The organism is Pseudomonas sp. BR20 (assembly GCF_050780135.1).
Classification (GTDB): domain Bacteria; phylum Pseudomonadota; class Gammaproteobacteria; order Pseudomonadales; family Pseudomonadaceae; genus Aquipseudomonas.
In genome coordinates this window covers 4636174-4654202 of sequence record NZ_CP172012.1, presented here as the reverse complement: position 1 = coordinate 4654202, position 18029 = coordinate 4636174, and the positions used below count along the sequence as shown (strand labels likewise).

The following is an 18029-nucleotide window of genomic DNA, read 5'->3' as shown; positions in this document are numbered from 1 at the left end:
ATGCCAAAGATGAAGACTAAAAGTGGTGCTGCTAAGCGGTTTCTGAAAACTGCTAACGGTATCAAGCACAAGCACGCTTTCAAGAGCCACATCCTGACCAAAATGTCGACCAAGCGTAAGCGTCAACTGCGCGGTAGCAGCTTGCTGCATCCGTCTGACGTGGCAAAAGTCGAGCGCATGCTGCGCCTTCGTTAATTTTGGATCAAGAATAGAGGAAGTAACTCATGGCTCGTGTAAAGCGTGGCGTCATTGCCCGTAAACGTCACAAAAAAATTCTGAAACTCGCTAAAGGCTACTACGGCGCGCGTTCACGCGTATTCCGTGTTGCCAAGCAAGCGGTAATCAAGGCAGGCCAATACGCCTACCGCGACCGTCGTCAGAAAAAACGTCAGTTCCGCGCTCTGTGGATCGCTCGTATCAACGCCGGTGCACGTGTTAACGGTCTGTCCTACAGCCGTTTCATCGCTGGCCTGAAAAAAGCGTCCATCGAAATCGACCGTAAGGTTCTGGCTGAACTGGCTGTGAACGAAAAAGCGGTGTTTGCTGCGATTGTCGAGAAAGCTAAAGCCACCTTGGCTTAAGTACCCCCGACAGTCACCCTGGGCTGCTCCTGTAGCCCAAGGTGGTAAACGTCATAAATAGGGGAAGAGCCTTCAAGCTCTTCCCCTATTTTGTATCTGGAGTCTGTACATGGAAAACCTGGACGCGCTCGTCGCTCAAGCTCTTGAGGCTGTGCAAAGCGCTGAAGATATCAATGCCCTGGAGCAAATCCGGGTTCACTACCTTGGCAAAAAGGGTGAATTGACTCAGGTGATGAAGACCCTGGGGAATTTGCCGGCTGAAGAGCGCCCGCAAGTCGGTGCGCTGATCAACGTCGCCAAGGAGCGTGTCACAGAGGTGCTCAATGCGCGCAAGGCGTCGCTCGAGGAGGCCGATCTTGCGGCCAAGCTCGCCGCCGAGTCCATTGATGTGACCTTGCCTGGCCGTGGCCAGGCCTCGGGCGGTCTGCATCCGATCACCCGGACTCTGGAACGTATCGAGCAGTTCTTCACCCACATCGGCTACGGCATTGCCGAAGGCCCTGAGGTCGAAGACGATTATCACAACTTCGAGGCGCTCAACATCCCAGGCCATCACCCGGCCCGGTCGATGCACGACACCTTCTATTTCAACGCAAACATGCTGTTGCGCACCCATACCTCTCCGGTACAGGTCCGCACCATGGAAGCGAACAAGCCGCCGATCCGCATTGTCTGCCCAGGCCGTGTGTACCGCAGCGACTCCGATATCACCCACTCGCCGATGTTCCATCAGGTCGAAGGCCTGCTGATTGATCGCGATATCAACTTCGCCGACCTCAAGGGCACCATCGAGGAGTTCCTGCGGGTGTTCTTCGAGAAAGAGCTGGCGGTGCGTTTCCGTCCATCGTTCTTCCCGTTCACCGAGCCGTCCGCAGAAGTCGACATGGAATGCGTGATGTGCAGCGGTAAAGGCTGCCGCGTCTGCAAGCAGACTGGCTGGCTGGAAGTGATGGGCTGCGGCATGGTTCACCCCAACGTGCTGCGCATGTCCGGGATCGATCCGGAAGAGTTCTCGGGCTTTGCCTTCGGCATGGGCGTTGAGCGTCTGGCCATGCTGCGTTACGGCGTGAACGACTTGCGTCTGTTCTTCGACAACGACTTGCGGTTCCTCGCGCAATTTCGCTAGTCGTAACGAATCTTTAGGAGAGCAGGATGAAATTCAGTGAACAATGGCTGCGTGGCTGGGTAAGCCCGCAGGTAGATCGCGATGCGCTGGTTGCGCGTCTGTCGATGGCCGGTCTTGAGGTCGATAGCGTTACGCCGGCCGCCGGTGTTTTCAGTGGCGTGGTCGTGGGTGAGGTGTTGAGCACCGAGCAACACCCTGATGCCGACAAATTACGTGTGTGCCAGGTCAGCAATGGCGCGCAAACGTTCCAGGTCGTGTGCGGAGCGCCTAACGTGCGCCCGGGCCTGAAGATCCCGTTCGCCATGATCGGCGCCGAACTGCCGGGCGACTTCAAGATCAAGAAGGCCAAGCTGCGTGGGGTCGAGTCCAACGGCATGCTGTGCTCCCAGGCGGAGTTGCAAGTAGGCGAGGGCAACGATGGCCTGATGGAGCTGCCGGGCGATGCGCCAGTGGGGCAGGACATTCGCGTCTATCTGGAACTGGAAGACGCCAGCATCGAGGTCGACCTGACTCCGAACCGTGGCGATTGCTTGTCCCTGGCTGGCCTGGCCCGTGAAGTAGGTGCGCTGTACAACGCTCCAGTGACCCGTCCAGTGGTTGCTGCAGTGGCTGCGGTGCACGATGAAGTGCGTCCGATCGAAGTGCTGGCGCCAAACGCCTGCCCACGTTACCTGGGGCGCGTGATCCGCAACGTTGACCTGTCCAAGCCAACCCCGCTGTGGATGGTTGAGCGCCTGCGTCGTGCCGACGTGCGCAGCATCGACGCTGCCGTCGATATCACCAACTACGTGATGCTTGAACTGGGCCAACCGCTGCATGCTTTCGATCTCGCTGAAATCAATGGCGGCATCCGCGTGCGTATGGCCGAAGAAGGCGAGAAGCTGGTTCTGCTCGACGGCCAGGAAGTCAGCCTGCGCGCCGACACCCTGGTGATCGCTGACCACTCCCGCGCCCTGGCGATTGCCGGTGTGATGGGGGGCGAGCACAGCGGTGTGTCTGCGACTACGCGCGATGTATTTCTTGAAAGCGCCTTCTTCGACCAGATTGCCATCGCTGGCAAGGCCCGCTCCTACGGCCTGCACACGGATGCTTCGCACCGCTATGAGCGTGGTGTGGACTGGAAGCTCGCCCGTGAAGCCATGGAGCGCGCCACTGGCCTGCTGCTGGAAATCACCGGTGGCGAAGCCGGCCCGATCACTGAAACCGTCAGCGAGCAGCATCTGCCGTCTGTTGCGCCGATCACCCTGCGCGCCAAAAGCGTCGAACAAATGCTCGGCCTGGTCATCGCTCCGGCTGAAATCGAGCAATTGTTGTCGGCCCTCGGGTTGAACATTTCTGCGGGTGGGGAAGGGCAGTGGCATGTTGAAGTGCCAAGCCATCGCTTCGATATCAGCCTGGAAGTCGATCTGATCGAAGAACTGGCTCGCCTGTACGGCTACAACCGCTTGCCGGTTCGTTACCCGCAAGCGCGCCTGGCACCGCAACCCAAGGCAGAAGCGCGTGCGCATTTGCCTGAGCTGCGCCGTCTGCTGGTTGCCCGTGGCTATCAGGAAGCGGTGACCTACAGCTTCATCGATCCCAAGCAGTTCGAGCTGTTTAACCCGGGCGTCGAACCGCTGCTGCTGGCCAACCCGATCTCCAACGACATGGCCGCCATGCGTTCGTCCCTGTGGCCAGGCCTGGTGAAAGCCCTTTCCCATAACCTGAACCGTCAGCAAGACCGCGTGCGCATGTTCGAAAGCGGCCTGCGGTTTGTCGGTCAACTCGACGGCCTGAAGCAAGAGCCAATGCTGGCCGGTGTTGTTTGCGGCAGCCGCTTGCCGGAAGGCTGGGCGCAAGGCCGTGATGCGGTGGACTTCTTCGACGTTAAAGCTGACGTGGAAGCGGTACTGGGTTTTGCCGGTGCACTGGACGATTTCACGTTTGTGCCAGGCAACCACCCGGCGTTGCACCCTGGCCAGACTGCGCGTATCGAACGTGACGGTCGCCTGGTGGGCTTCGTCGGCGCCATCCACCCAGAGCTGTCGAAAACCCTTGGGCTCGACCGCCCGGTCTTCGTCTTCGAGCTGGTCCTGGCCGAAGTGGCCTCGGGCAAGATGCCTAAATTCAGCGAGTTGTCGCGCTTCCCTGAAGTGCGTCGCGACCTGGCCCTGATCGCCGATCGTGAAGTCGCCGCCACTGCCGTTCTGGATGTAATCCGTGAAAATGCAGGGGAATGGCTGACAGACCTCAGGCTATTTGACGTCTATCAGGGTAAAGGCATTGATCCGCATAGAAAAAGCCTTGCAGTTGGCTTGACCTGGCAGCATCCATCGCGCACTCTTAATGACGATGAGGTGAATACCACGACACAAAATATCCTCACCTCGCTCGAACAAAGGTTGAACGCCACGTTAAGGAAGTGACGTATGGGGGCTTTGACGAAAGCTGAGATGGCGGAACGTCTGTACGAAGAGTTGGGTCTGAACAAGCGCGAGGCCAAGGAATTGGTCGAGCTGTTTTTTGAAGAGATCAGGCACGCTCTGGAAGACAACGAACAGGTCAAATTGTCCGGTTTCGGCAACTTTGACCTGCGGGACAAACGCCAGCGGCCTGGCCGCAATCCAAAAACGGGAGAAGAAATCCCGATCACGGCTCGCCGTGTGGTCACCTTTCGTCCAGGGCAGAAGTTGAAGGCCCGAGTTGAGGCTTATGCTGGAACCAAGTCATAACGACGAGCTACCCGTCATCCCAGGCAAACGCTACTTTACCATTGGTGAAGTCAGCGAGCTTTGTGCGGTAAAACCGCACGTATTGCGCTATTGGGAGCAGGAGTTTCCTCAACTCAACCCCGTCAAACGCACCGGGAACCGTCGGTATTATCAGCGCCAGGATGTGCTGATGATCCGACAGATCCGTGCATTGCTGTACGATCAGGGGTTCACCATCAGCGGCGCGCGCCAGCGTATGTCCGGTGATGAGGCCAAAGACGACACCACCCAGTACAAGCAACTGATCCGCCAGATGATCTCCGAACTGGAAGATGTGCTGGTGGTTTTGAAAAAATGATTCAGGCTTTTAAAATACTTCCACATTTCAAAAGCTTGCGGTATATTCCTGATCGCTTCGTTACGAAGCGAATCCAGTAACACGCCTAGTCGGGGCGTAGCGCAGTCCGGTAGCGCACTAGCATGGGGTGCTAGGGGTCGAGTGTTCGAATCACTCCGTCCCGACCATATTTTTCAATGACTTGGCCCAATCTTCACCGGTTGGGCTTTTTCATGTCTGAAAAAATACTCCCACATTTACTCCCACGGATATTCTGGATCTAGGTAGCTTCGTGTGAGCTAGCGATATATTTGGCACTGCTTCGCGCGAGTTTTGGTGTAAGTAAGAAGATGACCCGCCTCGAAACCCTCACCGACATCCAACGCGCCGCGCGATTTTTCTACCTGCAGCATCATACCTTCGCAGGCCAAGGTCACCGGGCAGACATTCGGCACCGCCACCACCGGCCTGGCCATTAACCTATTGCGTATCGAGGAAAACCTCTCGGCTGCCTGGCAGCGCCAGTCCGGCACCTATGTCGAAAACTTATTCTGGCTTGAATGCGCCGAACGATACGATCGCGCCCATACCTTCCACTACATGGGCCCGCCTTACAGGCAGACTGCCGGTTAGGGGGGACTTTTAGTTTGAGAACGACGAGCGGATGACCAACGAAGATCGCTGGCGAATACGCCAGGAAAAAGCGGCACCCATCCTCAGCGCACTGCATACCTGGATGTTGGCCCCGCGCGATCTTGTGCCCGAAGGGTCGGCTATCGCCAAAGCTCTGGATTACAGCCTCAAGCGCTGGGCTGCACTGACTCGCTATGCCGAGGATGGCGCTGTGCCCATAGATAACAACGCAGTCGAAAACCAGATCCGGCCGTGGGCGACGTTCGAACTGGTTGTTCGCTGGCTCGTTACGCAGCGGCAAACGTGCGGCAGTGAACATGAGTTTGATCCAGACGGCGCGCATGAATGGGCATGATCCTTATGCCTACCTCAAAGATGTGCTGACGCGGCTGCCGACGGAACGGGGGAGTGAGCCAGTTGCTGCCGCATCGGCGGATGCTTGCCTGAGTCACGCAAGGTGACTTGGCAGGACGCTTGCGGCCCTCCCGATCGAGTCAGGAATGTGGCGGTATTGGAAGGCTGCTGGCACACAAAAAAACCGCTCTATAATGCCCCCCCCAGAGTGTGCGCCAGTTATGCATAACGGTGTACTGTGGCTGCTGGCTTGTTGCAGAGGTGTGTTCATGTATCAGGTGCTTGGTATTCAAAAATGTCTCGGTTACTTCGCCCTATTGTGCTTCATCGTTTTCGGGGTGCTGAGCTTCTGGCGCCTGCCTGAGGTGTTCAGTGACTTTTCAGCTTTTTGGTCTGTAGCCAAAGTAGCGGTAGGTGTTGCAACGGTTGTCCTGCTTGGCGTGGGTCAGACACCTATGTTCCCCTGGATCTGCAAGCTGCCCTTGGTCCGGAAGTTTTTCCCTCCCATTGATGGAGACTGGCTGGTAACCATCCGGTCGAACTGGAATGTGGTCAGGCAGTTAACGGGGCAACCGGCTGGCGATGCGCTTTTCGACAAGCAGGGCAAGGTCACCATCACATCCCGCCTGTTCAGCGTGCGGATGAAGTTTCAGTCTGATGATAAGTACTCAAAGTCGAGCACTACGATCGTGGGCGTACGGCGCGATCCAGAGCACGGAACCATTGAACTCAACTACTCATACCTTAACGTCACCCGGAATCCGGAGGTAACGGATAGCGGCTGCCATCATGGTTCGGCGCGAGTGGAGGTTCATGACGAGAATGGGGGGGTAACTCTTGATGGGGAGTACTGGACGAATCGGAACTGGAACAAGGGCTTGAATACAGCGGGTATGATTTTCTTTGAGCGACTGAAGTGAGTTAGTCGCTGCCTTGGCGCCTTCGCCAGGCCAGCTTGGTTGGGCCGATCATAAAATTTGGTTACCCCTCTCTTTCTGGCGCCTATTCGAAGCACTTTTCGAGGGGGAGGCGCTCGGCTGGAGCTCCCTCCTTAACAGGGGCGGATTCCAGTAGCGAACTGTGGGGTTGCCGGGAGCATTCGGTTATCGGCACTTCGCCTGAAGCCGTCATAATCAAGGTGCTGCTCCCAGCGCATTGCTCTCAGGGTCTCAGCCACAACCTAGTACAGCCAACAAGTGGCGATTACACAATATGTGGTGTTTTTTGCCTATGTTGCCCCATGTATTGCACAAGATGTAGGTGTCTGGCAGTATTGGATCCAGCTTGTGTCCGCTTCGCTACAGTTGCGCGCTATTTGGCTACGAATCCATTGCCGGTTTGTGGCAGCACGGAAGAGGTTGGTTCTTGGGAAAGGGTTCCCATCGCGAGGGTTAGCATGAAGACAGGCACGGTGCTCACTAGCCATCGACTGGAGATGTTTCATGCCCAACCTGAGCCCCTTGCTGTACACCACCAAAGACCGTCCCGATGGCGACGGAACCGTCGCCGATCACCCGACATTTCTGAAGTCCCTGGATCTCACGACCGACGAGAAGCAGAAGATCGACGCGGCGCGGAAGGACATTCGCCAAGCACTACGTGATGGCCTACCCCAAGCCTTGCGGGACCAAGGTTACGAAGGTGAGACGTGTGAGCCGAAGTTTTACATCCAAGGCTCCTGGGCGTACAAGACGCTGAATCGCCCGTGCCAGACTCCGCCGCAACAGTCTGATGTTGACGACGGGGTGTACCTACCGCTGAGCATCATGAAGGAGGAGGAAAAGCCCCACCTGGCGATTGATGACTTCTTTGATGCGGTGCGCGAGGTGCTGAAGCCGTTGTGCGACGTCAACGGTTGGTCGCTGGAGCGCAAACCCAACTGCATGCGGGTCGTGATCTCGACTTACGCACATATCGACCTGCCGCTCTATGCGATCCCTGATGTGCAGTACATGCTCTTGAAGGCGGGTATGGAAGCGCGTGGCGTTCCAGTCATGGACGGTATCAATGCCACTGCCGCCACCCAGAGCTGGAAGAAGCTCCCGTCCGACAAGATCTTGCTCGCGTGTGATCGTGGCTGGATCAAGTCCGACCCTCTGGCAATGAAGGAGTGGTTCGAGTTGGAGGTGCAGGACAAGGGCGAACAGTTGCGCCGGGTGATCCGCTACATTAAGGGATTCCGTGATCAGCACTGGGATGATAAAGGGCCTAGCTCAATTCTGCTGATGGCGGCCGCCTGCCCACTCTTCGAACTCGAGAGCAAGCGCGATGACCAGGCACTGCTCAACGTAGTGAGGGGCATCCCAAAGGCCCTGCGAGATGGCGTTCTAAGCCCGATTGATTCCAAGGTTTACCTCACGGCCGCGATGTCCGAGGATGAGCTCCAAGCGGCGGCGGAGAAGTTTGAAACGTTCGAGAAGTACCTTGATGCTGCGATCAACGCGAGCTCTGAGGCAAAGGTGTCAGCTTGTCGCTGGATGCGGGAGATGTTGGGTGATCGTTTCCCGAACCGGCCGGATCTGATTGATGACAAGCCTGTGGCAGCGCTGCCAGCGGCGATGGCGGCTGTTGATCCGGAGCCCGGCGAACTGGAAATGCTGAAACGTTCGAAGTCGGGTTGATAGTCAATGATGATCCCTCAACTGCTGCAATCAATTAAGCCCCTGGGATTCCGTCGTAAGAAATCCCAGGACGTTTCGGGCTACCTGGCAGTGGAAGGCGCGCTGGAGACGCGCTTTGGTTTGGTGCCGTGCGACGTATTCATTGACCGCGAGCTTCGTTCGTTCCCGACGATCATTCTCCAGCAACCGTTGTCGGAGCTTCTGCTTCCTTTTGCGCCGCATGTTGGGCCGGATGGTTTTCTTTGCTATCTAGCGGAGGGGACAGTCGTGTTTGACATGTACAGACCTATCAGCCAAACGATCGCTGCCCTGAAGCGGGCGGCGGTCGTTCTCGATCAGATCATGGCCAAAGAGCGGGTGGATGATCTGGAGGAGGAGTTCTTCGCGTTCTGGCGTGGTGACTACTGCTACACCGACATCGAGAGGCCTGAATCTGGCGAAGTCGCGGCGCTGAGTCTGGGTAAAGGGCAGGGGCTCGTTTTCACCGATGATCTGGCACGCGCAGAATCAAAGTTTGCTTACCGAGCAGGTCGCGTCGAGGCGCTCCTTGGAGTCACGGCAAAAATCACGACGAAGGTTCCTCCTCGTCCTTTGATTGGTGCCTGGCCGCCAAAGACTGTCGGTGAACTTCTAGACTGGCAATCGAAACTGGATCCTCCATGTCGCCGGAAGATCCTGGCCCGAATCATCAAGGCCTACCGTGCTGACAAGCAAGCCATTGTCGTAGTTATTGACGCACCTACGATCCAGTATGGGTTTCTCGTGACAGATCTTCAGAAATACAAACGCACATCCAAGGCGGATCAAGGTACTCCTATCTTCGAAGCGCCTATTGAGTTGATGCAGATGGTCAGGATGGACGATCGATATATTGTAGGGCGCAACATTCCCGGGCAGAAAACGCTCGCAGGCAAGAAGATTGCGTTGGTTGGCTGCGGAACCATTGGCGGCTACCTTGCGGACTTGCTGGTTAAGGCGGGTGCCGGCACGGGCGGTGGTGAGTTGCAACTGATCGACAATCAGAAGCTTGCTCCTGGGAATATCGGACGTCACCGACTCGGCGCCAATCGGTTAGAACTGAACAAGGCGCAAGGGTTAGTCACAGAGTTGAAAATCGGGATGCCCTCAGCAAACGTCAGGGCCCTCCCGGAGGACGCCTTTTCGGTCAACCTTGCAGGGTTCGACCTGATCATCGATGCGACCGGTGAGCAGGGCCTCGGGAACTGGCTGGCTGGTCAACAAGCGAATGGTAGTCTGCCGAATGGCGGATGGCAGACTCCGCTCCTTCATGTCTGGATTGAAGGTTCTGGTGAGGCAGTGCGGGCGCTTCTCAAGCAGCATCGGTCTGAGGGCTGTTACCGCTGCTTATGCGATTACGAAGCCGAGCAGCGGTTCCTTTCAGTAGCCGGAGGTGTGCGTCCGATCCTCGCTGGAGGAGGCTGTGAGGGACAGTACGTGGCGTACCCTGCATCGGTGTCTGTTCAGGCAGCAGCGTTAGGCCTGGATGCTGCTTTGGCTTGGGTAGGGGCCACGTTGTGGGCTCCCTTATCCACTCGCGTCATCAGCCGGGCGCATGATCCTGCCACGGGGGATGTCACGATCCTTCCACGACCAGGGTGCCCCGCATGCGGTTCATAAACGCCTGGAAAGATCCAGCCAGCGAACGGCTTGTGTATTTCGCTCCACAGGTGATCGAAGTCTTCGAGCGGTACATCCAAGGCGAGAACGACGCAGAGGCGGGCGGCATTCTGCTTGGTTATGTTCGTGGTATCCACCTGGAGATCCTAGAGGCCACGGTACCCACGCCAAAGGATCGTCGGCTGAAGTACTTTTTCGAGCGCTTGCTCGATGGCCATCAAGGCATCGCCGAACGCCGGTGGCGAGATAGCAACGGGCTGGTCAGGTATGTCGGGGAGTGGCACACGCACCCTGAAGATCATCCGACGCCATCTGGCCTGGATATCAGCGAGTGGCAGAAGCTTGCGGCCTCTCGGAGAGATGGGAGGCCTATGTTGGCAGCGATTGTTGGGCGGCAGGACTTACGCGTGGAGTACATGCTGTCGGATGGAGCGAGGCACCGCTTGTACCCCTTCAGCGGGCAGTAGCTGTGTAACTGAACGCGATACCCATCACCTGAGTAGTCCATGTCGGAAGCGGTGATGCGGACTCGAAGGTCAGTGTACTCATGGAGTAACCAAGTGTGCGGGAAGTGCAGCCTACATCTCCACTTACTTCATGTCGCGTCCGCTACCTTCGTGCCTGAAGGTTGCAAATTAAGATCAGCTCACCTCTCGTAAGAGGTTCTTTGGCGCGCGGATGGCCTAGGCCTTCTTTGGACGGTTGGGGAGTCAATTGCCTGGCCCTTCAGTGAGACGGGATAGATCTTCTTCAGGCCCGAATGCATGTAGATCATCAGCGGCGTGTCGGCTACCGCCGTGGGCGCGAGTAGCACTTGTGTGACCCGTTGCTGCGCCTCGTCTTTCGTCAGCAATTTCGCGGTTGTCTGGATCCTGCACAGGCCCTCACGGTACTCGAACCACCGTGGAGCATTTCCATACTGAGCATCCACTCAGGAGACTTCCAAGTGCTTTTCGCCGACGCGTGTCTGAGTGATGATAGGAAGAAATTTTGCCGTGCTTGTGGTGCGTATCTCGTCGAGGTAGGTCGATACCACGGTGGTGCCATCGGGCACCCCATTGGTACGTGAAAGAGGCGCAGGCAGGAAGCCGGAGCCCCTGATGGCGTCAATAAGGCCGTTGATCGCCCGGAAGTCGTTTTCTTCCTCATCGAGCGCGACCTCTTCTGCCTCTTTCGCATCCGCGCGGTGGCGCAGCGGCGGAGGATACGTTCAAAGCTTAGGGGCAGGGCAGACCAATGAGGTCTGGTTCAATATATGGAAAAAAAGCAAGGTGGCGATGCAACTAAGGCAGCTTCTGAATAGGGGATGAGATTATGGTCTTTGCACTCGGGCCAACCTTCTCCGTAGGTTAGTATTCGTTGCCATTCGTCATATGGACAGCCGGCGCTACCCAAGGTACCGTTCAATCGCCGTGGCGATGCGCCATCACGACGATGTCTAGAGGGATTTAGAGTGCACGTTAAATCGATCAAGCTGATCAACTTCAAAAAATTCCGCGACGAACTTCTAGAGTTCAACGACGACGTCAATATTTTCGTCGGCGACAACAATGCCGGTAAAAGCACAATCCTGGAAGCAATGGAAATTGTGCTCAATTACAACCATCGCGGACGGCCCTTCAACGGCGAATTCTCCCCTGATCTTTTCAATCAAGACGCAGTCACTCGGTTTCTCGCCTCCGACTTGAGCTCCAAGCACCTGCCCAGTCTGATCATTGAGGCCTACATTGACGGTGTGCCTGAGTACCGAGGCTCGAACAACAGCCTCAAGGCTGACGCCCAGGGCGTCGTGGTACAAGCCTGTTTCGACCCGTCGCTGGAGGCTGTGTACGAGAGCCACCTGCTGACCAAGCCGAACATCACCAGCATTCCGATCGAGTTCTATAAGGTGGAATGGCTCGATTTCGGCTGGAACCCGATAAAGCCGATAGCCAAGAAGTTCAAGGCGCTGTACATCGACCCCACACGCATCCACCCCACCATGGGGAAGAACCAGTACATATCGAGCATCCTCAACACCGCGTTGGCGAAGGAAGAGCTCGTCAAGCTGACCCTCAATTATCGTGAAAACCTGCAGGTGTTTAACAACTCCGGGGAGGTCAAGACGGTTAACGCCAGCCTTGATTCGGATCACCTCATCACTGATAGCAAGCTCACCATTGCAGCAAGTACGTTACCAGCAGGTTCCATACAGACCGGCCTGCAGCTTGAGGTCGATGATGTGCCGTTTCACTTCATAGGCAAGGGTGAACAGAGCAATGTGCAGATCAAACTGGCCATTCAGAACAAATCCCACGACATCGATCTGGTGATGATGGAGGAGCCCGAAAACCATCTGTCTCACACCAATCTGAACAAGCTGGTGCACTACATCGAAACCCAGCGGGGCGACAAGCAGCTGTTCCTGACCACCCACAGCTCGTATGTGTTGAACAAGCTGAGTATCGACAAGATTTGCCTTGTGCAGTCAGGGTACAAAAGGCTGCACACGCTAGACCCCAAAGTGGTAAAGACCCTCAAGCGTCTCCCTGGCTACGACACCTTGCGGGTGGCACTGTCGGGCAAGGTCATCCTGGTCGAGGGGCCGTCGGATGAACTGGTGCTCAAGAAAATCTACCAGCGAAAACATAACCGACTGCCTGAGCAGGACGGGATCGATATCATCGTGGTGCGCGGTGTGGGGTTCAAGACGTTCATCGAGGTGGGCAAGGAGATCGGCACCAAGATCCATGTGCTCAGGGATAATGATGGCGACTATAACGGTAACGTTGTGCAAGGACGTCTGGAATACGCGGCGTTCCCTAACATCCAGCTGTTCTCGTCGATGAACAACGCCGAATTTTCGCTTGAGCCTGCGATGATTTATGCCAACGCAATTGACATCAAGACCCTTGACGCTTTCGCGAAGGAAGTCTTGTCGACGGAAACCTTCAATATTTACAATACAGAGGTCACTCTGGAGGATCGAAGGGAGAATCTGATCCGTTGGTTCAAAAGCGTAAAGGGCAACGGTAAAGGCGCTCGAAAGGTCGATTCGGCGGTCAAACTGTTCGATGGCGCCCTGGACTTCAAGTACCCAGTCTTCCTGGACGAGGTGCTCGATTTTGCCTAACGAACTCTGGGTTGCTGGCGCCGGGTCAGGGAAAACGCACAAGATCATTACTGACGCCATTGAGGTCATCAAGGGTGGTGGGCGGGTGCTTGTAGTCACCTACACGACCAATAATCAGGCAGAGCTGCGCGCTCGTTTTGTCGAACTGTACGGTGCCAGCTGTGAGCACTTCGTCGTCAAGGGGCTGTTCTCTTTTTACCTGGAAGATATGGTACGTCCCTATCAGAGCGAGGTATTTCCAGATCGGATCACGACCATCTCGTTCACAGAGAACAACCCTCACTTGATACCAGGTACAACCTACTACATTGATGGCAGAGCTGAAAAATCAGAAGACGGCACGATTAATCCGCTGCATTACCTGACGTCCTGCAAAACCAAGGCGTACTCAGGATTGTTGGCAAAGCTTGCGGCCCTCATTGCGAAGCTATCCAAAAATGCCCCGGCCAAGCGGTTAAAGGAAATTTATCAAAGGGTCTTTTTTGATGAAGTACAGGATTTGGTCGGTTGGGACTACGACGTGATCAAATCACTCAACAAGGTCATGGTCGACTCGATCTGTTGTGTGGGCGACTTTCGACAGACAATCTACACCACGACGTTCGGCCATAAGGCTCCGCAGACGCCTCAGCAGAAGGTCGATTACTTCGTCGGGAAAATGAAGTTCGAAAAGCATTCGATGCCGAAGAATCGCAGGTGCGTCCAGGAAATCTGCGACCTCTCCGACACGATCCACCCGGGGCTGTATGACAAAACAGTATCGGGCGTCGAGAAAGTGCCAGACGAGATATCGCACCACCATGGCACCTTCATCGTGAAGCAGTCTCAGGTGAGCGATTACCTAGCAGCCTTTCAGCCCCAAGTACTGCGCTGGTCGTCAACTACCGGCGCTGGATATCTCCCGGGCAACCTTATCTGTTACACGTTCGGTTCCTGCAAAGGCTTAGGCTTTGATCGAGTGCTCGTGATCCCGCCAGATAAACATCTGAAGTTCGTTGGCGGGAATGCCAAGGTGTTCGACAAGGATAAAACGGAGGAGTCGCGAAACAAGCTATACGTCGCGATCACCCGCGCGCGCTATAGCCTGGCCTTCCTCGTCGAGGACAAGAAGGTGAAAGGGCTCCCTTACCCCGTGTGGGATGGCGCTGGCGCGCTCGCTGCAGCAATTGAGATGTAAGGCGCGCTAATTGGATCCGCTATTGAGCCGGCGGCAGGGGGCCAGAGCAACTCGCACCACACCTACACCAGAAGTCACGGGCTACTTGAGCTCAAGCTGGCATACTTTCTCGCACGAGCTTTCCGCGCATGATGTACTGGTTCTTCACCTGGAGTCCTTCGTCGCCGGGCGCTTTGTCGACGATGATCAGGCCATGAGTGGCGAGGATCGAAAGTGCATCGCGCATCGAGTGCCACTGCACTGCAGCCCGGTCGCGCAGGTTCTCCACGTTGATGAGTGATACCCGTGAATGGTTGGGTCTGACGATGAGCAGGATCAGGTAGATCTTCAGCGCTGCCAGGGCTTTCTCGCCGCGGTGCGAAATTTTCGGGATCAGGCTCACGACCTCTACATTTGGGATTTTGTAGTAATAGCCGTCTTCCTCAGCCTCAAAGTGCGGGCACACCAACGTGTACTCGGATTTTTGCGTGCCTCCGCCTGGTGTATGGCGTATCCAGCCGCGCTGGGTTGCATCAGCAATGGCTACTCGCACCATCGGTCTGCTCAGGCCGGTTCTGTCCATCAAGACGCTGACCGAAGAGGTCACGCTGTACGACTTGCCGTTAGGGGTCATTGTCGCCAGTGCGAGCATGACACGTAGGAGTGCCTGGGAGCGTCCGGACGCTGCTCCTCCGCGCAAGTCTGAGATCTCCTTCGACCACCAGGCGGGCATCCGCGACCAGGGCCTCATTTGTCCTTCTCCTTCTTCTTGGAGTGGGCTTCCAGGACAGACAACGCTTTCCAGGCCAAAGCAAAAGCTGCAAATGCCAGTAAAGCGATAACTTTGCCAGGTTCCATACCAGCAATCTCGCGAGCTAACTCAATCATGGTACTTACCTCAACTCCTTCAACGTTGAAGCTTTGTACCAGCTACCAAACGCTCTATCTAGAAACGCCTATACTGAGGATCTATAAACATATTGATATTAATCATGAGCATATGAGCGTAATTCGCCATTTCAAGGGGGCAATGAGAGATCGGCTCAACCATCATCCGACAGGCCGAAATCAGGTATTTCAGGATAAATTCTGGATCGCCGATCAGGATTGCTGCTTCCAGATTCTATCCACCGTCGATGTCGGTATGCCCAAGATATCCAACGTTTCTTTTCTGAGTCATGCCATTCGTCCTGCAGCGTAGCACCGCTTCAATTTTTTCTTCAGAGGTGCGCCGGCAGGCGGGCAGATGTACCAGAGCACCCTTGTCAAACGGGCCTGGCAACTCATCGACGATTCCCATCTCTCGAAGCGCCTTGCGGCATCGACAAGCGTAGGGCATCAGCGGATACCTATCTACAGTCGGCTTTTGGCAAGTAGGTGCCTGCCGTCAAGCGCAGCTATCACCCCAAAGTAGTTGTTCGGAGCCTTCAAAAGGTCAAAGTCGGCTTTCCACAGCATCGTCGAACCGCTTGGTAGCCTCTCAATCTTCGACATATGGGCCACTTCGAAAATTTAATTTGTTTCGATTTTAAGAAACGGATTATCGGGTGGTATCAATTCAAATAATAGCTTCGGATCCTCAATCAAATACCCCTTCAAGGTGGTTTTCTTCCTCGGGCCTTGTACTTGGCAAATCCAGATGTTTAGACCGTTGCCTCGCTTCCTGTGGAACTTCAGTTTCTCGAACTGCTTCTGCACCCAGCGCCATTCTTCACCTTCGTGCTCGGCACCCTGTGAGATATCAGGAAATTCCTGAGCGTAGCGTTGGAAGAGGCCAGGTGTTACCAGAAACACAGTGCCGTCCACAGTGTGAACCTTGGCCTTGCTGTCGTTGATGATCAGCTTATGACTTTGAATGCTTTCCCTGACCCAATTCAGGAAAACCTGACCAGGGTTATCCGACGAGGGAATTGAGATTTCGAGAGTGCTTGCTGACGATGCGTCGCTGAACTCAGGCTCTTCCAGCTCGAACATGTCGAGCAGCGTTCCTAGGTAGTCGGCATCCTCCATCGCAATGGGATCTGGCTGCGATGGGCTTTGAGTTGATCTTGTATTGACAGCTTTGGGTGCTGGCGGTGATACCGGAGCGTCAGTCGAGTGATTATCGACTGCCATGCTCACCGTTCCGCTGAAAGCCTCGGGGCGGTCTTCGCTCCCCCAAATTAAAGCCGGTTGAATGCGCAGAAAAGTAAAGGTTTGCTGCCAGTTCCCCTGTGCGACAAGAGCGGTCCAGATGGCTTTGCCTGCCGGGGTGGACTCGACCAACCCATGCGACTGGAGTTCGTCGAACACCGCGATGTTGGAGGAGGGAATGCCCTCAATTGATTGCGACAGTAGATAGGCTCGCAGCTTGTCGGTGACGGTCTTGCTGACCAGCCAGAGGGCGTCTTGAGTCAACCAACCCGCGGCACCTGGTTGGTTGAGTTTCAACTCGTGTTGAACCAGATGACGCAGTCCGCTGATCAAGTGATGTTGCAGCGAGTGAATGGGTGCTTGTAACGCCTTGCTCGGGTTGCCACCGATGTTCTGCGCGGTGGAGACGCGGTCGGCCTGAATCACCAACTCACCGAGCACGCCAGCACGTTCGTACTGACCTGCCAGGACGTACAGCAGACTGGCCCACAGCGACGGAAATCCACTGAGCCAATCGAGGATCGGACGGTCGAGAATCTGGGTGTAAAGCAAACCTGCAGCGGCGCCGTGCAGGTGATAGTCGCGACCCTTGACATAGCGAAAACGGTAGGGCTGATCCAGGGGACCCTGCCAAGGATGCCAAAGACGGCCATCCTGACGCTCGACCTGCAGGTCCACGGCGATCTTGCCACTGTCATGCAGCAGCGCGCCATAGGCGATGCCAGCCGACCAGGCATCGGTCTGGGCGGCTTGGTCTTCGGGCGCGGCGCCGGTGGGAAGCAGATACGACTGACGCAGTTTCAAACTGCAAGCGACCAGCTCCAGGCCATGGTCGAGCATGCCGCCGAGATACGCATGGTGGTGCGTCTCGCTGGCCGGGAGTTGCTGGACTTGTTCGGCGTAGCGATGGATCGGATTTAAATAGAGTTGGGTGAATTGGGCGTGGGAGAGGGCGGTGTACTGCCAGATGCGATCGATCAGTTGGCGGCGGTGCTCTGCGGCTAACAAGCTGTGAGCCGACTCGATGGGCAGGTAACCTTCGGCAACGTTGACGGTCGGTGGCGGAGGGGGCTTCTGCCTTTTGCGGCGAAACAGGTTGAGCATCGTGACCTCCGGGAAGTGGCTGAGTCAGTGGCCTTTTAGCCGTTTCGGATAGCGCTCTTACCCTTGATTCCCCATTCCCTTCCAACCCTTTCCCGTCCTTTTGGCTCGTGTCCCTTTGTGCGGCAATCGGAATACCGATACTGCTAGGCTTCGTTTTGTTGGGGGGCTGGTACGAAAAAGAAAAGAGTCGGTACACTGCGGTGCATATTTTTTGGGACTTGCCATGAACCTCACTGATGCCACGCTCGTGCTGCTGCTCGCGGCACGTATCCATGGGACCGACGAAGCCGTGAGGGCCTCCGCGAAGAGCGTGGTCAAGAAGTTACCGCGCAGCAAACGCGATCTGATCTACAAGGTGATCGACAGTCGGAGCCCGCTCGATCTGGTGGATTTTCTGGCGCAGAACCTGGATACGGAATGACTTGCTGCGGGTGTGCGCCCCTCTGTTATTCTTTGCGTGAGGGGCCCGCGGCGTGATGTCGTCTGTTTTCAGGGAGCAGAAAAAGGGCTCAACTCGCGTTGGGCCCTGTGAAGCGTTTGCAGT

The 18029-nt window shown here is 56.0% G+C and carries 16 protein-coding genes, 1 tRNA gene and 2 pseudogenes; 16 read left to right on the top strand and 3 right to left on the bottom strand.

Annotation, left to right across the window (positions count from 1 at the left end):
• The 15 genes and pseudogenes from rpmI to ACHPFG_RS21185 all read left to right on the top strand — a co-directional run bounded on the left by rpmI (window position 1) and on the right by ACHPFG_RS21185 (window position 14269).
• Window positions 1-195, top strand: coding sequence for a 50S ribosomal protein L35 (rpmI, locus tag ACHPFG_RS21255; protein ID WP_002553160.1), 195 nt, complete (start codon window positions 1-3; stop codon window positions 193-195).
• A gap of 29 nt (window positions 196-224) precedes the next feature.
• Window positions 225-581 carry a 50S ribosomal protein L20 gene (gene rplT, locus ACHPFG_RS21250; RefSeq protein ID WP_003174975.1) on the top strand — a complete coding sequence of 119 codons (357 nt, stop codon included), beginning with the start codon at window positions 225-227 and terminating at the stop codon, window positions 579-581.
• 109 nt (window positions 582-690) lie between these two features.
• Window positions 691-1707: a phenylalanine--tRNA ligase subunit alpha gene (gene pheS, locus ACHPFG_RS21245; RefSeq protein ID WP_131700545.1), complete on the top strand. Its 1017-nt coding sequence runs from the start codon at window positions 691-693 to the stop codon at window positions 1705-1707.
• Between the two features lie 26 nt (window positions 1708-1733).
• On the top strand, window positions 1734-4112 hold the full coding sequence (gene pheT, locus ACHPFG_RS21240; protein WP_431700325.1) for a phenylalanine--tRNA ligase subunit beta: 2379 nt from the start codon (window positions 1734-1736) through the stop codon (window positions 4110-4112).
• A gap of 3 nt (window positions 4113-4115) precedes the next feature.
• Complete coding sequence (gene ihfA / locus ACHPFG_RS21235; protein ID WP_002553164.1) at window positions 4116-4418, top strand: integration host factor subunit alpha; 303 nt, start codon at window positions 4116-4118, stop codon at window positions 4416-4418.
• Window positions 4399-4755, top strand: a complete 357-nt coding sequence (locus tag ACHPFG_RS21230) for a MerR family transcriptional regulator (protein ID WP_003174972.1) — start codon at window positions 4399-4401, stop codon at window positions 4753-4755. Before ihfA ends, ACHPFG_RS21230 begins: the two co-directional genes overlap by 20 nt.
• A gap of 90 nt (window positions 4756-4845) precedes the next feature.
• Window positions 4846-4922, top strand: a tRNA-Pro gene (locus ACHPFG_RS21225).
• A 156-nt stretch (window positions 4923-5078) separates the two neighbouring features.
• Window positions 5079-5364, top strand: a pseudogene (locus tag ACHPFG_RS21220) (DNA adenine methylase); the annotation flags it as partial.
• 34 nt (window positions 5365-5398) lie between these two features.
• Window positions 5399-5828 (top strand): annotated as a pseudogene (locus tag ACHPFG_RS21215) (IS66 family transposase); the annotation flags it as partial.
• A gap of 162 nt (window positions 5829-5990) precedes the next feature.
• Window positions 5991-6641 carry a hypothetical protein gene (locus tag ACHPFG_RS21210; protein ID WP_090454267.1) on the top strand — a complete coding sequence of 217 codons (651 nt, stop codon included), beginning with the start codon at window positions 5991-5993 and terminating at the stop codon, window positions 6639-6641.
• Between the two features lie 522 nt (window positions 6642-7163).
• Window positions 7164-8342, top strand: coding sequence for a CBASS cGAMP synthase (locus tag ACHPFG_RS21205; protein WP_090454269.1), 1179 nt, complete (start codon window positions 7164-7166; stop codon window positions 8340-8342).
• Window positions 8343-8348: 6 nt separating this feature from the next.
• Window positions 8349-9980, top strand: a complete 1632-nt coding sequence (locus tag ACHPFG_RS21200; RefSeq protein ID WP_103408617.1) for a ThiF family adenylyltransferase — start codon at window positions 8349-8351, stop codon at window positions 9978-9980.
• Window positions 9968-10447: a Mov34/MPN/PAD-1 family protein gene (locus ACHPFG_RS21195; protein WP_103408618.1), complete on the top strand. Its 480-nt coding sequence runs from the start codon at window positions 9968-9970 to the stop codon at window positions 10445-10447. The genes ACHPFG_RS21200 and ACHPFG_RS21195 overlap by 13 nt, the downstream gene beginning before the upstream one ends.
• 986 nt (window positions 10448-11433) lie before the next feature.
• Complete coding sequence (locus ACHPFG_RS21190; RefSeq protein ID WP_103408620.1) at window positions 11434-13092, top strand: ATP-dependent nuclease; 1659 nt, start codon at window positions 11434-11436, stop codon at window positions 13090-13092.
• Entirely contained in the window at window positions 13085-14269 is a 1185-nt protein-coding gene (locus ACHPFG_RS21185; RefSeq protein WP_090454279.1) for a UvrD-helicase domain-containing protein, read from the top strand. Before ACHPFG_RS21190 ends, ACHPFG_RS21185 begins: the two co-directional genes overlap by 8 nt.
• A gap of 91 nt (window positions 14270-14360) precedes the next feature.
• On the opposite strand, the gene ACHPFG_RS21180 is transcribed toward ACHPFG_RS21185, so the two are convergent.
• The 3 genes from ACHPFG_RS21180 to mobH all read right to left on the bottom strand — a co-directional run bounded on the left by ACHPFG_RS21180 (window position 14361) and on the right by mobH (window position 17485).
• A complete protein-coding gene (locus ACHPFG_RS21180) occupies window positions 14361-14900 on the bottom strand; it encodes a hypothetical protein (protein ID WP_259191900.1) in 540 nt (179 codons plus the stop codon).
• Between the two features lie 95 nt (window positions 14901-14995).
• Window positions 14996-15136 carry a hypothetical protein gene (locus ACHPFG_RS21175; protein WP_159439177.1) on the bottom strand — a complete coding sequence of 47 codons (141 nt, stop codon included), beginning with the start codon at window positions 15134-15136 and terminating at the stop codon, window positions 14996-14998.
• A 624-nt stretch (window positions 15137-15760) separates the two neighbouring features.
• Entirely contained in the window at window positions 15761-17485 is a 1725-nt protein-coding gene (mobH, locus tag ACHPFG_RS21170) for a MobH family relaxase (protein ID WP_103408622.1), read from the bottom strand.
• A gap of 223 nt (window positions 17486-17708) precedes the next feature.
• Here mobH and ACHPFG_RS21165 point away from each other — a divergent pair, with 223 nt between their 5' ends.
• The gene (locus ACHPFG_RS21165) at window positions 17709-17906 is read left to right on the top strand and encodes a hypothetical protein (RefSeq protein WP_044269227.1); all 198 of its coding nucleotides are present in this window, start codon (window positions 17709-17711) and stop codon (window positions 17904-17906) included.
• The last annotated feature ends 123 nt before the right edge of the window (window positions 17907-18029 follow it).